Below are 14384 nucleotides of genomic sequence, written 5' to 3'. Positions count from 1 at the left end.
TCCCACGATCCGCACCGATCCGCACCGATCCGCACTGATCCGCACTGATCCGCACTGATCCGCACTGATCCCGGCGGCGCCCGGTGACGACGGGAGGGGCCGGTGTCCTGCTGGACACCGGCCCCTCCCGTTCGTGCGGGCTCAGCCGCGCAGCCGCTCCACGGCCGCCGCGACCCGCTCGTCGGTCGCCGTGAACGCGACCCGGACGAAGCGGCCGCCGGCCGGACCGTAGAAGTCACCGGGCGCCACCAGGATGCCCAGCTCCGCCAGTTCGGCGACCGTCTCCCAGCACGGCCGGTCCTGGGTCGCCCACAGGTAGAGGCTCGCCTCCGAGTGCTCGATCCGGAAGCCGTACGCCTCCAGCGCCGCCCGCAGCGCCGAGCGCCGGGCCGCGTAGCGGGCACGCTGCTCGGCCACGTGCGCGTCGTCCCCGAGCGCCGCGACCGTCGCCGCCTGGACGGGCGCCGGGACGATCATGCCGCTGTGCTTGCGCACCTCCAGCAGCTCCCGGACCACCACCGGATCGCCCGCCACGAAGGAGGCCCGGTAGCCGGCCAGGTTGGAGCGCTTGGAGAGCGAGTGGACGGCCAGCAGGCCCTCGTGCGACCCGCCGTCGGCGGCGTGCCCGCAGACGTCCGGGTGCAGCACGGAGACCGGGTCGGCCTCCCAGCCCAGCTCCAGGTAGCACTCGTCGCTGACCAGCAGCACCCGGTGCTCCCGCGCCCACTCCACCGCGCGGCGCAGCTCGTCCTTGCCGAGCACCCGGCCGGTGGGGTTGGACGGCGAGTTGACCCAGAGCAGGCGGACCCGGGAGCCGTCCAGCTCGTCCACCGAGTCGTACTCGACCGGCTCGGCGCCGCAGAGCCGGGCACCGACCTCGTAGGTCGGGTAGGCGAGGCGCGGGTAGGCCACCTGGTCCCCGGGGCCGAGGCCGAGCTGGGTCGGCAACCAGGCCACCAGCTCCTTGGAGCCGACGGTCGGCAGGACGGCCTGCGGGCCGATCTCGGCGCCGACCCGGCGGTGCAGCCAGCCGGCGACGGCCTCGCGCAGCTCCACCGGGCCCCAGACCGTCGGGTAGCCGGGCGTGTCGGTGGCGGCGGACAGCGCCTTCTGGATCACCTCCGGCACCGGGTCGACCGGCGTGCCCACGGAGAAGTCGCAGAGCCCGCCCGGGTGGGCGAGGGCGGTGCGCTTGTACGGCTCCAGCTTGTCCCAGGGGAAGACCGGCAGGAGGTCGGAAACGCGGCGCGCCGCTCCCGGATGGCCCGGGAACGGCGCGTGCGTGCTGTTCTTGGTGCTCACAGCTCAGTTGCCACCGATCGGGTCAGTGGCCGGCGTTCTGCGGCGGCAGAGCGGCGATGAACGGGTGGTCGCGCTCGATCAGGCCGAGCTTCGAGGCACCACCGGGCGAACCGAGGTCGTCGAAGAACTCGACGTTCGCCTTGTAGTAGTCCTTCCACTCCTCGGGAGTGTCGTCCTCGTAGAAGATCGCCTCGACCGGGCAGACCGGCTCGCAAGCGCCACAGTCGACACACTCATCCGGGTGGATGTAGAGCGATCGCTCGCCCTCGTAGATGCAGTCAACCGGGCACTCTTCGATGCACGCCTTGTCCTTGACGTCGACACAAGGCTGCGCGATGACGTAGGTCACGCTGTCGTTCCTCCTCGGAAGGGCTCGGCGGCCCATTCTGTTTGCTCGCGTGCGCGGGTGAGCGCGGCGTCGTCGATGCCCGCCCCTAGTATCGCGGGTCGGAGACCGCAAATGCACAGGAGGTGGCCAGATGGTCGTCGACGGACCGCTCCAGGAGCGTCCTGAGGTCCGGATAGACCGCTCTGACGTGGGACGACGCGTGTCCGTCCGGCGTGTCGCGGAGTTCGCGGACGGCCGCCCCGTGTTCCGCGATGCGATCGGCGTACTCACATCGTGGGACGACCACGGGCTGACCGTCGAGCCGCGCAGCGGGGCTCCGGTCTCCTTCGACGAGAGGCTGCTGGTCGCGGGCAAGGTCGTGCCGCTCTTCCCGGCCCGACGTGCCCCGCTGCCCGGCGTGTCGCCGGTGGAGCTGCAGCGGATCGCCGCGCGGGGCTGGCCCGCCGTCGAACAGGAGCCCCTCGGCGAGTGGACGCTGCGGGCCTCGGCCGGCTTCACCCGGCGGGCCAACTCGGTGCAGGCCCTGGGCGACCCCGGGATGCCGCTTCCCGAGGCACTGGCCGCCGTACGCCGCTGGTACGCGGCGCGCGGTCTGCCGGCCTGGTTCGAGGTGATCACGCCCGGCGCGCCCGAGGACCTGCGGGCCGAGCTGGACCGGTCGGGCGCCGCGTACGCGCCGACCCTGGTCCGGGTGGCCGAACTGGCTCCGCTGAGCAGGCTCGGGGCCGGGACCGCCCGGGACCGGGTGCGGCTGGCGCGGACCGCCGGGCCCGACTGGACGTCACTGTACCGGCGGGTCACCGGCGAGCCGGCGGTCGAGGAGGCCGCCCGCAGGGTGCTCCACGGCGGCCCCTCGGTCTGGTTCGCGACCGTCCACGACACCTGGGGGTCCGACACCGAGGGCGACGGCACCGCGCCGGTCCTCGCCATCGGACGCTGCGTCATCGACGGCCCCTGGGCCTGCTTCGGCGCCGTCGAGGTGGCACCCCGGGCCCGCCGCCGGGGCCTGGCCACGGCGGTGATGGCGGTGCTCGCCGCCCGGGCCGCCGAGGAGGGCGCGACCGGCGCCTACCTGCAGGTCGAGGCCGAGAACGAGGGTGCGATCGCGCTCTATGACGGAATGGGCTTCGAGACCAGTCACACTTACCACTACGCCCGCCTCCCCGAGGCGTAGCGCGCACCCGCCCCGCAGCCCCTCCGTCCGCCCGTACGAAAGCCGTCGCAGCCACCGTGACCGAGCAGAGCAGAGCACGCTTCCGGACCGAGGCCCGGGCCGAGCACCCCGATCCGGTGCTGCTCTGCCTGCTCGCCGCCGCCGAGCACCCGACCCTCCCGGACCCGGACGACCTCGACGAGGCGCCCACCCTGGAGGCCCTGCTGGCCGCCTGCGAGGCCGCCCTGGAGCGGCACGCCGCCGCCGTCCGGCGGGCCGTCGCCGAGCGCGCGCCGGCCGGGCCGGAGGAGACCGCCGCGCTGCTGGCCGCCGTCCTGGGCGGGCGGGAGCGGTTCCACGGACGGCAGTCCGACTACCGGCGGCTGGAGTCCTCGCTGCTGCCGGAGGTGCTGCGGCGGCGCCGCGGACTGCCGATCATGCTCTCGCTGGTCTGGATGGCCGTCGGCCGGCGGGCCGGGCTCACCGTGCACGGCATCGCCCTGCCCGGCCACTTCATCGTCGCGATCGGCGGCCCGGGCGGCGGCGACGAGTACGTCCTGGCCGACCCGTTCCACGGCGGGCGGCTGCTCGACCCCGAGGACGCGGCCCGCCTGGTCCACTCGGCCGGGCAGGAGTTCTCGCCCGAGCTGCTCACCCCCGCCCAGCCGCTGGACGTCGTGCTGCGGGTGCTCGGCAACATCCGCGCCTGGGCCGCCGACCGCCCCGAGCACGCCCGCACCCAGCTCTGGGCCACCGAGCTCGCCCTGCTGCTCCCCCGCCACCCCGCCCAGCTACGCCTGGAGCGGGCCGAACTGCTGGTGCGCACCGGGGACTTCCTGGGCGGCTCGGCCGAGATGGACGCCTACGCGGAGATCCTGGACGCCTTCGACCCGGAGGCCGCGGCCAAGGTCCGGCTGGACGCCCGGGCGGCCCGGCACCGGCTCAACTGACCGGCGGCCGCCGCCTCACAACCAGCCCTTCTCCCGGGCGATCCGGACCGCCTCGGTGCGGTTGCGGGCCTCGGTCTTCTGGATCGCCATCGAGAGGTAGTTGCGCACCGTCCCCTCGGAGAGGTGCAGCCGGCGGGCGATGTCCGCGTTCACCGCGCCGTCCGCGGCGGCCGCCAGCACGTCCCGCTCCCGGGCGGTCAGCGGGTTGGCGCCCTCGGCGAGCGCCGCGGCGGCCAGCGCCGGGTCGATCACCCGCTCGCCGCGCAGCACCCGGCGGATCGCCTCGGCCAGCTCGGCCGCCGGGGCGTCCTTCACCAGGAACGCGTCCGCACCGGACTCCATCGCCCGCCGCAGGTAGCCGGGGCGGCCGAAGGTGGTCGCGATCACCACCTTGGTCTGCGGCCGCTCCTTGCGCAGCAGCGCCGCCGCCTCGATGCCGGTCATCCCGGGCATCTCGATGTCGAGCACGGCGACCTGCACGTCGTGGGCGACCGCCGCGGCGACCACCTCGTCGCCCCGGCCGACCTGCGCGACGACGTCGATGTCCCCCTCCAGCCCGAGCAGCGCGGCCAGCGCCTCCCGGACCATCCCCTGGTCCTCCGCGAGCAGCACGCGCACGGAGGCCGGGGCATCGTCGTTCCGAATCTCACTCATGGGGTCAGACCCTATGGCCTGGAGGCCTGGTGGGGCCCGGCCCCGCCCGGGGCGGAGCGCCCCGGGCGACCTCAGCCGGCCGGGGCCGCCGGAGCCGGGACGGCCCGCAGCGGGACCAGCGCCCGGAGCCGGAAGCCCTTCCCGCGCTCGCCGGGCCCGGTCTCCAGCCGGCCCCCGACCAGCGCCAGCCGCTCGTCCAGGCCGGAGAGCCCGTTCCCCGGGCCGGACTTGCCCGGCCCCTTGCCGTTGTCGGTGACCTCCAGGACGGCGAACCGCTCGCCGTCGCCCTCCCAGGTCTCGTCCGCGCGCACCGTGCAGAGGGTGGCGCCCTCGCCGTGCCGGACGATGTTGGTGACGGCCTCGCGCAACGCCCACGCCAGCGCGCCCGCCTCCTCGGTGGCCAGCCCGGGCCAGGCGTCGACCAGCTCCGGCGCCGCCTCCAGGGCGACCTGTGCGGCCGCCAGCGCCGTCCGGGCGGCGGCCAGTTCGACCGGCAGGGTGGGCCGGCGGAACCCGGTCACGGCCTCCCGCACGTCGATCAGCGACTGCCGGGCCACGCTCTCGATGTCGGCCACCTGCGCCCGTGCCGCCTCGTCCTTGCCGGCGTCCATGAACCGCCCGGCCAGCTCGCTCTTCAGCGTGATCAGCGAGAGCGAGTGCCCGAGCAGGTCGTGCAGGTCCCGGGCGAGCCGCAACCGCTCCTCGGAGGCGGCGAGGTGGGCGACGGCGGCCCGGGCCTCGCGCAGCTCCCGCATGGTGGCGACCAGCCGCTGCAGCCCGGTCATCGCGACGCCGGACAGGAAGGCGGTGAGCGCGATGGTGGGGATGTCGCCCCGGTCGGCGTGGCTGAGCAGCCCCACCACGACGGTGAGGCCGGCCATGCCGCCCACCCCGGCGAGCGCGTAGCGCACCGGCGAGATGATCGCGACGGCCACCGAGGCGTACGTGAACAGCGTGAGCCAGGCCGTGCCCAGGGTGAAGGCGGCGACCACCGCGGTCAGCACCAGCGCCGCGACCACCGCCCGGCCCGCCATCGGCGCCGCCCCGGCCTGGGAGCGGATCACCACCAGGCTGACGTAGCCGGCCACGAACCCGGTCAGCGCGATCCAGCCGACCACGGTGGCGGCGGTGCCGTGGCCGCCGTGCAGCAGGTCGCCCACCGGGTAGAGCAGGTAGACCATCCAGAGCAGCATCCAGCTGACCTTGACCAGCAGTTGCCGTCTGGTCTCCACCGGGGATCCCGGGACGGTCATGAACGACGTACGCGCCACGCCCACCTCCGGATGCTCGTCGGGCGGGTGGGCGTGGGGCGTTTCAGGCATGGTGGCCATCATGCCCGCCGGGTGTCCCGGCGGTACAGCACGGCGGCGGCCGCGACGAAGACCACCAGGAAGCCCGCCAGGCCCGCGACGGCGCCGAGGTCGAGCGCGTGGCCGGGCCGGGTGAAGGTGGCCAGCTCGTTGTAGAGGTACACCGGGTTGAACCGGGCGAAGGTCTCCAGGGTGCCGCTCACCGGGAACCACGTCCCGCCGAACAGCGCCAGCGCCATGTAGGTGATCATCACGATGGTCTGCACCGAGTCCGGCGCCGCCGCGTAGCCGAGCGCCACCCCGAGCGCCGCGAAGACGAAGCTGCCCAGCCAGAGCGCCGCCACCAGACCGGCCCACCGGCCCACCTCCAGCTCCACCCCCTGGGAGGCGCCGACCGCGAAGACCACCAGGATCGCGGGCAGCGTGGTCACCGCGCTGGCGGCGATCTTCGCCACGGTGTACGCCCGGCCGGGCAGCGCGGTCAGCCGCAGCTGGCGGGTCCACCCGCTGCTGCGCTCCAGCGCGATCCGCTGCGCGCTGCCGCTCAGCACCGAGCCGACGGCGCCGAAGGTGGCCATCGAGACCATGAAGTAGGTCTTCACCGGGAGGCCGCCGGCCAGCTCGCCGGTGCCGTAGGCATTGATGAAGAAGACGTACATCAGCGCGGGGTAGAGGACGGTGAAGAGCAGGTACTTCTTGTTGCGCAGGGTGCGCAGGATCTCCAGGCGGATCAGGGTGGTCATCGCGCGGCCTCCGTCACGAACTCGCTGCTGTCGGCGGCGTCCTGCTCGCCGGTGATGGTCAGGAAGGCCTGCTCCAGGCCGAGGCCGGTGACCTCCAGACCGCGCGGGTACAGGCCCGCGCGGTAGAGCCCGGCGACGCCGGCGTCGGCGTCCGCGGTCCGGATCCGGACCGTCCGCACCCCGGGCACCCGGGCGCTGACGTCCAGCGCCAGCACACCGGGCAGGGACCGCAGCGCCGACTCGTCGAACGCGCCGTCGGCGTCGTGCAGTTCGAAGGTGATCCGGCGCGCCCCGGCCTTCGCCTTGATCTCGGCCGACGAGCCGTCGGCGATGAGCCGGCCCCGGTGCAGCACGAGCACCCGGTCGGCGATCGAGTCCGCCTCCTCCAGGTAGTGGGTGGCGAACAGCACCGTGCGCCCGGCGTCGGCCTGGGCCCGCATGCTCGCCCAGAAGGCCTTGCGGACCGAGACGTCCATGCCCGTGGTGGGCTCGTCCAGGACGATCAGGTCGTTGGCGCCGGCGATCGCCAGGGCGAACCGCACCCGCTGCTCCTGGCCGCCGGAGAGCCGGTCGACCCGGCGCTCGGCCAGCTCGGTGATCCCGGCGTCGGCGAGCACCTCCCCGACCGTCCGGCCGCGCGGGTGCACGTCGCAGGCCAGCCGGACCAGTTCGCGGACCTTGACGTCGGCCATCAGCCCGCCGCTCTGCAGCATCGCGCCGACCCGGCCGGCCGCGATCGCGGCCCGCGGGCCGGCGCCGAACAGCTCGACGGTGCCGTGGTCGGGCTCGCGCAGCCCGAGCAGCAGGTCCAGGCTGCTGGACTTGCCGGCGCCGTTCGGGCCCAGCAGGGCCACCGTCTCGCCCGGCCGCAGGACGAGGTCGAGGCCGTCGACCGCGCGCACCCGCCCGTAGCTCTTGCTGACGTTCCGGAAGGCGGCTACCTCGGTGCCCATCGTCCCGGTCCTCTCCCCTGGTGGTGTCCTTCGCACCACCTCAGAGTCCCGTGCGCGGGGGCCGCGGCGTCAGTGCCCGGCGTCGTGCCTTCCGCATGACGGATGTCATAACGGCGGCCGGGGCCCGGACGCCGGGCACCGGCCGCCGGAGCCGCAGGGCGGCGGCGGCCGGTGCGGACCGGGTCCTCACCCCGGGCGCGGCCCGGGTCCGGGTCTGATCCGGGTCCGGGCCGCAACGGGGGCGGGCCGCACCCGGGCTCAGATCCCGAGCGACTTCTTCACGAAGTCGACCTGCAGCAGCAGCAGGTTCTCTGCGACCTCCTCCTGCGGGGTCATGTGGGTGACGCCGGAGAGCGGCAGCACGGTGTGCGGCCGCCCGGCCGCGAGCAGCGCCGAGGAGAGCCGCAGGGTGTGCGCGGCCACCACGTTGTCGTCCGCCAGACCGTGAATGATCATCAGCGGCCGCTCCAGGCCGGACGCGTACCCGCCGAGCGAGTTCGCCGCGTACACCTCGGGCCGCTCGGCCGGGTGGCCCAGGTAGCGCTCGGTGTAGTGGGTGTCGTACAGCTCCCAGTCGGTCACCGGGGCGCCGGCCACGCCCACGTGGAAGACGTCCGGGCGGCGCAGCACGGCGAGGGCGGCGAGGTAGCCGCCGTAGGACCAGCCGCGGATCGCCACCCGGCCGAGGTCGAGCGGGAACTCCCCGGCGAGCGCCTGCAGCGCGTCCACCTGGTCGTCCAGGGTGGCGCCGGCGAAGTCGAAGGCGATCGACTTCTCCCACGCGGGCCCGCGCCCGGGGGTGCCGCGCCCGTCGGCGACGACCACCGCGAAGCCCTGGTCGGCGAACCACTGCGAGTTCAGGTGCGGGTTGTGCGCCTGGACGACGCGCTGGCCGTGCGGGCCGCCGTAGGGGTCCATCAGGACCGGCAGCAGGCCGTCCCGCTCACGGTCGTAGCCGGTGGGCAGGAAAACCGCCGCGGGGATGCGGCGCTCGCCGGCGAAGCGGAAGACCGGCCGGGCGGTGATCACCGGGGTCTCGGCGTAGGACTCGATGACGGCGACGTCGTCCACCACCACGCCCTCCGGGAGGTCACGGGCGACCTGCACCAGCGTGCCGGGCAGGTCGGGCTCGGCGGTGGCCCGGACGGTGATCCCGGCCGCGTGCACCGCGGTGCTGACGGAAGTGAACGGCCGGCCGTTGGCGGCCTCCCAGGAGAGCTGCTTGCCGTCGTGGCTGATCCGGCCGACGGCGATCCAGCCGGGCTCGGGGTCGGCCTCCGTGGCGCCGCCCGAGGCGGTGAAGAAGACCTCCTCAGCGGTCACCGCGAGCACCGAGCGCAGGTGCAGGTCGGCCCCGGTGACGGCGTGGTCGCCGACCACCAGCGCCCGCACCCCGTCCTCCCCCGCGGTGTCCGAGATCCGCACCAGCTTGCCGTCCGGCGTCCAGGCCGGGACGCCGGCGAACAGCTCCAGCCAGACCTCGTCGCGCTCCTCGTGCAGGACCTCGGTGGCACCGGTCTCCACGTCCACGCCCAGGATCTGCTGGCTGCGCTGGTCACGGGCCTGGACCAGGAGCAGCGGCACGCCGCCGGTGGACCAGTGCACCCGGCCCAGGTACGGGAAGGCCTCGCGGTCCCAGACGACCTCGGTCCGGCTGCCGTCCAGGCCGAGGAGCCAGAGGCCGGTCTCGGCGTTGGCGGTGCCGGCGGCGGGGTAGGCGACCTCGGCCGGCTCGCTGCCCGGGTTGGCCGGGTCGGCGATCCACCAGCGGCCGACCGGGCTGTCGTCGGCCCGCTCTACCAGCAGCCGGTCGCTCTGCGGGGACCACCAGAAGCCGCGGTCCCGGCTCATCTCCTCCTGGGCGATGAACTCGGCCTGGCCCCAGGTCACGTTCGGGCCGTCGGGCTGGGCGAAGGCCCAGTCGGCGGTGCCGTCGGTGCGGGTGAGCCGCAGCTCGCCGGCGGTGTTGGCGTAGGCGACGAAGGCGCCGTCCGGGGAGGGGCGCGGGTCCAGCAGCGGGCCCTCGGCGGGCAGCTCCGTGCTGCCGCCGGCCACCAGGTCGGCGAGGAAGAGCCGGCCGGAGAGGGCGAAGGCGGCGACCTTGCCGGCGCCGTCCAGGGCGTAGCCGACGATGCCGGCCGAACCCTCGCGGCTGCGCTCGCGGCGGGCCTTCTCGGCCGGCGAGAGGTCCTCCTCGCCGCCGCCGAGCAGGACCACCGGGTCGGCGGCGACCCGCTCCTCGCCGGTGGCGGTGTCGAGGGTCCAGAGCAGGTTCGCCCGGTCGCTGCCGGACCGGGAGCGCAGGAAGACGACCCGGGAGCCGTCGGATGCGACGGCGAAGGACCGGGGCGCGCCGACGGTGTAGCGCAGGGTGCGCGCGTACTGCCTCGGGAAGGTGTCCGCAGGGGTGTGGGAGGTCATGGCTCCGACCTTATGACGTCAGGGCGCCCCCGCCCGGTGGATTGTGATCACTCGTTCGGAGCATCGGCCGCGGCTGTCCGCCGAACGGGGCCACACCCCTCCCGACCGGCCCGTGCGCCCCATTTGTGCCACGATGCCCCGGCGTGTGCAGACTCACGTTACGTAACGCTCCCCTCACCCATCGGGTATGACTGGTCCCAGGAGTGATCGTCGGGCCCCGTCCCGGGCCCGGGTCACCCGACCGCAAGTCCCGCACGGTCCCGACCGTCGCCCCCGCCCGGGGGCGGCGCACCCGAGAAGGGGTGTGAGCCGACATGGCCTTGTCCATCTCCGCAGCCATGCTGATGCTGGTCATCGTGGTGGTGCTGATCCGCCGCTCCGGACTGAAGCTCGCGCACGCGATCATCTGCGCACTGCTCGGCTTCTACCTGGCGTCCAGCTCCATCGCCCCCTCGATCAGCGAGGTCACCAGCAACCTCGCCGGGATGATCAACGGCCTGAAGCTCTGACCCGTCGCGGCCGCTGGTTAGGCTTCCTCCCATGACCCCGACTAGCGGCCGCAGCCTGCTCCTGGTGCACGCCCACCCCGACGACGAGTCGATCGGCAACGGCGCCACCATGGCCCGGTACGCCGCCGAGGGCGCCCGCGTCACCCTGGTGACGTGCACCCTCGGCGAGGGCGGCGAGGTGATCCCACCGGAGCTGGCCCACCTGACGGCGGATCGGGACGACACCCTCGGCGCCCACCGGATCGGCGAGCTCACCGCCGCGATGCGCGAGGTCGGCGTCACCGACGTCCGCTTCCTCGGCGGCCCGGGCCGCTACCGCGACTCCGGGATGATGGGCGTGCCCGACAACGACGCACCCGGCTGCTTCTGGCAGGCGGACGTGGACGAGGCGGCCGGCCACCTGGTCGCGGTGGTCCGCGAGGTCCGGCCGCAGGTGCTGGTCACCTACGACGAGAACGGCGGCTACGGGCACCCCGACCACATCCAGGCGCACCGGGTGGCGATGCGCGCGTACGAGCTGGCCGCCGATCCGGCCCACCGCCCCGAGCTGGGGCCGGCCTGGCGGATCGCCAAGGTGTACTGGAACCGGATGCCCCGCTCGGTGATCGAGCGGGGCCTGGCCGAGACCGCCGCCGCGGCGCCGTTCCCCGGCACCGCCGGGCCGGCGGACGTCCCGGGCGTGGTGGACGACGCCGTGGTCACCACCGTCCTGGACGGGACCGCGTACGCCGGCCGCAAGGCGGCCGCGATGGCCGCGCACGCCACGCAGATCACGGTGGCCGGCGCCTTCTTCGCGCTCTCCAACGACCTCGGCCAGCCGCTGATCCCCACCGAGTGCTACCAGCTGGTGCGCGGCCAGGCCGGGCCGCGACTGCCGGAGGACGACCTCTTCGCCGGCCTGGACGCCGCCGACCTCGGCACCGCCGCCGACCGCACCGACCCCGCCACCGACCGCACCGTCGAGGAGAGCGCCCGATGACCGAGCCCGCCGACGCCCGGCCGCCGCGCCGCTCGATCCCGGCGGCCGTCCTGGGCACCCGGGACGAGCGCCTGAAGGAGTCCCAGCCCCCACTGGCCGGGCGGATCGCGGCTTATGTCCTGTTCTTCCTGCTGGGCTTCGCGGTCTCCGTCTGCGGAGCATTTGTGCAGGCCTTGTGGCCGCCCGTGGGAGTCCTGCTGGCACTCGCGGCGACCGGCGCCACCTTCTACGCCGGCCTGCGGATCACCGGGACCAGGCTCGGTGCGGCGATCCCCGCGGCCGGCTGGTTCGTGGCCCTGCTGCTGCTGATGGTCCCTCGGCCCGAGGGTGACAATGTCCTCTGGACCAATGCCACGTCGCTCTCCTGGCTGTTCGTCGGATCGATCCTGGGCGTGATCTGCGCCACCCTGCCGACCCGCACCAGCTGGTTCCCCGGAGTCCCCGGCCCGCCGCGCTGACCGCCCCGAGCGGCGTCGTACCGCGGCCCGCACGACGCGCAGTCAGGGCCGCGCGGTCGTACTCTCATACCGGAGGAACCGGACGTATCAGGTTCTATCCGAACCAGTTCACCGCTCAGTTCTTCCCAGTATGGTGGTGCCGCAGAACGCCGTACCCGACGCCGCCCGCCAGGCCCGGCGCCCACGAACCGCGGTCGCGCCGCACGGCCCGGCCCGCGAACCCGGAGCAGAGCAGCATTGAGCAGCCGCGAATCTGAGAACGCCCACCCGACGCCTCGGCGCACGGGGCCGGACGCCTACCCGTCGGGCACCCCGCCCTACGGCACACCGGGGTTCCCCGGCGGCGACCGTGCGGGTGCCGGTGCCGCCCAGGGCTCGGGGCCGGGCGAGGACGAGGGCCCCAAGACCGAGACGACGCTGACCACGCGGGTCCGGATCAACATCCCCGGCTCGCGTCCGATCCCGCCGGTGGTGGTCCGTACCAGCGTCAAGAACGACGAGGCCGCCGGCGAGGAGGACGCGTCGGCCGACGCCGGCCCCCGGCACCGTTCCGCCGCCGCCTCCTCCCCCGTGCTCGGGGTGATGGAGGGCGGCCCCCGGACGGCCACCCCGCCGAACCTGCCGCCCGAGTGGGAGATCCCGCCGGCCACCTCCGAGTCCGAGTCCACCGGAGCCTGGTTCCGGCCGCGCCAGAAGAAGGGTCCGGGCGCCGAGCCCGCCCCCGCTGCGGTCCCGGCCGGCGGCCCGGGCGCGGCACCGGCCGCCGGCGCCGCCCCGTCGGCCGCCGAGGCGCGCCCGAACGGCGCCCAGCAGAAGAGCGCCCAGCCGAAGAGCGCCCAGCCGAACGGCGCGCAGCCGAAGGGCTCCCGCCCGAACGGCGCCCAGCCCAACGGGGCCGGCCGCCCGCAGCAGGGCCCCGGCGCGGCACGCCCGAACGGCCGCCCGGTCCCGCCCCAGGCCGCCGCCCCCGCGCCGCGCCCCGGCGGTGGCCCCGCCTCGCCGTTCGCCCCCGTCCCGGGCACCCCGGCCGACGAGGCCGGCGTGTACGAGGACGCCCCCGCCGACCCGTTCGGCCCCGGGCCCGCCGCGCCGCACCGCGCCCCGCAGGGCGCCGGCCGGCCGCAGGGCCCGGCCCGCCCCGCCGGCGGTGCGCCCGACCGGGCCGACCCGGAGGACACCTCGGTGGACGGCTTCGAGCCGATCCGCGAGGACGCGCCGCCGCCGGCCGCCATATCCGGCCTGCCGCAGAACGGCGCCGCCCGCAACGGCCACCCGCAGCCCGGCCTGTTCGCCTCGGCCCCGGCCGGCGCCGACCCGTTCGCCCCCCAGCGCCCGACGGCCGGCGCCGAGCCGTACGGCGCCGGCGCCCCGGGCGGCCTCTTCCCCGGCGCCCCCGGCCGCCCGGGCGAGCCCGGCGCACCGACCGACCCCTTCGGCACCGGTCCCGGCCGGCCGCAGCCCGGCCCGGACGACGTGGCCGCCCCGGCTCCCGCTCCCGCCCCGGCACCGGCACCGGCGCCCGCCAAGGCCGAACCGGCCATGGCCAAGGGCGGCGGCACCGGCAAGAAGCTCGTCAAGCTCGGCACCTACGCCGTCGGCGGCGTCCTCTTCCTGGGCGCGGCCGCGTACGGCACCGGCCTGATGCTCAACCAGTCCGACATCCCCAAGGGCACCGTGGTGCTCGGCACGGACATCGGCGGCAGCAACCGCGACCAGGCGATCCACCAGCTCGACGAGAGCGTCGGCAAGGCCGGCCAGCTGCCGGTCAAGCTGAAGGTCGGCGACAAGACGGTCGACCTCGACCCGGTCGTCGCCGGGCTCGGCTTCGACACCACGGCCACCGTGGACAAGCTGACCCAGCACTCGTACAACCCGGTCGACGTGATCACCTCGCTCAAGGGCGCCGAGAAGGCCGTGCCGCCGGAGGTCAAGGTGGACCGGGCCAAGCTCAAGGCCGCCCTGGACGCGCTCGGCACCGGCTCCGGCCAGAACCTCACCGAGGGCTACGTGAAGTTCGCCGAGACCGGCGAGCCGGTCGTCGTGCCCGGCAAGGCCGGCCAGGCGGTGGACTCCGCCGCCGCGGTCGACCTGGTCGAGCAGGCCTACCGCGACCGCGCCGCCGGCAAGCCGGAGCAGCCCGTCGCGGTCACCATGAACGCCGCCCAGCCCAAGATCTCCCCGCAGGCCCTGCAGGCCGCCGCGGACAGCCTGGGCAAGTCCGCGGCCAACGGGCCCATCCACGTCTGGGCCGGCACCAAGAAGTGGGACTTCGGCCCGAAGACCGCCGCCAAGGCGCTCACCCTGGTGCCCGACGCCTCCGGCAAGCTCGTGCCCAAGTGGGACCTGGACGCCCTCAGCGGCCAGCTGGGCGGCGTCTTCGACAAGGTCAAGGTGAAGAAGGGCGGCCAGACCGCCCTGATCACCCCGCAGGACGTCGCCGACGCCCTGACCCCGCTGCTGGAGAAGACCGGCGACAAGGACCGCACCTTCAAGTTCACCGTCGCCTGAGCCACCGCCCGCCCCGTCGGCCGAGCCGCCGGCGGGGCGGCGCCGTCGAGGGGCGGGCCCGGATCCCGGGCCCGCCCCTCGACAACTCACCTCCC

General features: G+C 75.0%; 13 protein-coding genes. 6 read left to right on the top strand and 7 right to left on the bottom strand.

Annotated elements, in window-relative coordinates:
* Positions 1–141: 141 nt before the first annotated feature.
* Both dapC and fdxA read right to left on the bottom strand, forming a co-directional pair.
* Entirely contained in the window at positions 142–1302 is a 1161-nt protein-coding gene (gene dapC / locus MCM47_RS33285; RefSeq protein WP_308222551.1) for a succinyldiaminopimelate transaminase, read from the bottom strand.
* 22 nt (positions 1303–1324) lie between these two features.
* On the bottom strand, positions 1325–1651 hold the full coding sequence (gene fdxA, locus MCM47_RS33280; protein WP_238950001.1) for a ferredoxin: 327 nt from the start codon (positions 1649–1651) through the stop codon (positions 1325–1327).
* A 199-nt stretch (positions 1652–1850) separates the two neighbouring features.
* Here fdxA and MCM47_RS33275 point away from each other — a divergent pair, with 199 nt between their 5' ends.
* Together MCM47_RS33275 and MCM47_RS33270 are read left to right on the top strand one after the other, a co-directional pair.
* Positions 1851–2825, top strand: coding sequence for a GNAT family N-acetyltransferase (locus MCM47_RS33275; protein WP_308222550.1), 975 nt, complete (start codon positions 1851–1853; stop codon positions 2823–2825).
* A gap of 56 nt (positions 2826–2881) precedes the next feature.
* Entirely contained in the window at positions 2882–3754 is an 873-nt protein-coding gene (locus MCM47_RS33270) for a transglutaminase-like domain-containing protein (protein ID WP_238949988.1), read from the top strand.
* 15 nt (positions 3755–3769) lie between these two features.
* On the opposite strand, the gene MCM47_RS33265 is transcribed toward MCM47_RS33270, so the two are convergent.
* From MCM47_RS33265 to MCM47_RS33245, 5 genes are all read right to left on the bottom strand, one after another.
* Complete coding sequence (locus MCM47_RS33265; RefSeq protein WP_238949985.1) at positions 3770–4408, bottom strand: response regulator transcription factor; 639 nt, start codon at positions 4406–4408, stop codon at positions 3770–3772.
* A 71-nt stretch (positions 4409–4479) separates the two neighbouring features.
* Positions 4480–5730 carry a sensor histidine kinase gene (locus MCM47_RS33260; RefSeq protein ID WP_238949983.1) on the bottom strand — a complete coding sequence of 417 codons (1251 nt, stop codon included), beginning with the start codon at positions 5728–5730 and terminating at the stop codon, positions 4480–4482.
* Between the two features lie 8 nt (positions 5731–5738).
* Positions 5739–6461 carry an ABC transporter permease gene (locus tag MCM47_RS33255; protein WP_238949980.1) on the bottom strand — a complete coding sequence of 241 codons (723 nt, stop codon included), beginning with the start codon at positions 6459–6461 and terminating at the stop codon, positions 5739–5741.
* Complete coding sequence (locus MCM47_RS33250) at positions 6458–7414, bottom strand: ABC transporter ATP-binding protein (protein WP_238949978.1); 957 nt, start codon at positions 7412–7414, stop codon at positions 6458–6460. The genes MCM47_RS33255 and MCM47_RS33250 overlap by 4 nt, the downstream gene beginning before the upstream one ends.
* A gap of 258 nt (positions 7415–7672) precedes the next feature.
* Complete coding sequence (locus MCM47_RS33245) at positions 7673–9835, bottom strand: S9 family peptidase (RefSeq protein ID WP_238949976.1); 2163 nt, start codon at positions 9833–9835, stop codon at positions 7673–7675.
* 314 nt (positions 9836–10149) lie between these two features.
* On the opposite strand from MCM47_RS33245, the gene MCM47_RS33240 reads away from it, so the two are divergent.
* From MCM47_RS33240 to MCM47_RS33225, 4 genes are all read left to right on the top strand, one after another.
* Positions 10150–10344 carry a DUF2304 family protein gene (locus MCM47_RS33240; RefSeq protein WP_238949974.1) on the top strand — a complete coding sequence of 65 codons (195 nt, stop codon included), beginning with the start codon at positions 10150–10152 and terminating at the stop codon, positions 10342–10344.
* A 31-nt stretch (positions 10345–10375) separates the two neighbouring features.
* Positions 10376–11323: an N-acetyl-1-D-myo-inositol-2-amino-2-deoxy-alpha-D-glucopyranoside deacetylase gene (mshB, locus tag MCM47_RS33235; RefSeq protein ID WP_238949972.1), complete on the top strand. Its 948-nt coding sequence runs from the start codon at positions 10376–10378 to the stop codon at positions 11321–11323.
* Positions 11320–11781, top strand: a complete 462-nt coding sequence (locus MCM47_RS33230) for a DUF6113 family protein (RefSeq protein WP_238949958.1) — start codon at positions 11320–11322, stop codon at positions 11779–11781. Before mshB ends, MCM47_RS33230 begins: the two co-directional genes overlap by 4 nt.
* Before the next feature lie 237 nt (positions 11782–12018).
* Positions 12019–14289, top strand: coding sequence for a peptidoglycan binding domain-containing protein (locus tag MCM47_RS33225; RefSeq protein WP_238949956.1), 2271 nt, complete (start codon positions 12019–12021; stop codon positions 14287–14289).
* Positions 14290–14384: the final 95 nt, after the last annotated feature.

Source organism: Kitasatospora sp. A2-31 (assembly GCF_022288725.1).
Lineage (GTDB): Bacteria > Actinomycetota > Actinomycetes > Streptomycetales > Streptomycetaceae > Kitasatospora.
This window is presented reverse-complemented; position numbering and strand designations above follow the sequence as displayed.

What these genes read in the sequence shown, in the direction of transcription:
- MCM47_RS33265 (WP_238949985.1), bottom strand. Translation starts at nt 4,408, where the DNA reads ATGAGTGAGATTCGGAACGACGATGCCCCGGCCTCCGTGCGCGTGCTG.
- MCM47_RS33260 (WP_238949983.1), bottom strand. Translation starts at nt 5,730, where the DNA reads ATGCCTGAAACGCCCCACGCCCACCCGCCCGACGAGCATCCGGAGGTG.
- MCM47_RS33255 (WP_238949980.1), bottom strand. Translation starts at nt 6,461, where the DNA reads ATGACCACCCTGATCCGCCTGGAGATCCTGCGCACCCTGCGCAACAAG.
- MCM47_RS33250 (WP_238949978.1), bottom strand. Translation starts at nt 7,414, where the DNA reads ATGGGCACCGAGGTAGCCGCCTTCCGGAACGTCAGCAAGAGCTACGGG.
- MCM47_RS33245 (WP_238949976.1), bottom strand. Translation starts at nt 9,835, where the DNA reads ATGACCTCCCACACCCCTGCGGACACCTTCCCGAGGCAGTACGCGCGC.
- MCM47_RS33240 (WP_238949974.1), top strand. Translation starts at nt 10,150, where the DNA reads ATGGCCTTGTCCATCTCCGCAGCCATGCTGATGCTGGTCATCGTGGTG.
- mshB (WP_238949972.1), top strand. Translation starts at nt 10,376, where the DNA reads ATGACCCCGACTAGCGGCCGCAGCCTGCTCCTGGTGCACGCCCACCCC.
- MCM47_RS33230 (WP_238949958.1), top strand. Translation starts at nt 11,320, where the DNA reads ATGACCGAGCCCGCCGACGCCCGGCCGCCGCGCCGCTCGATCCCGGCG.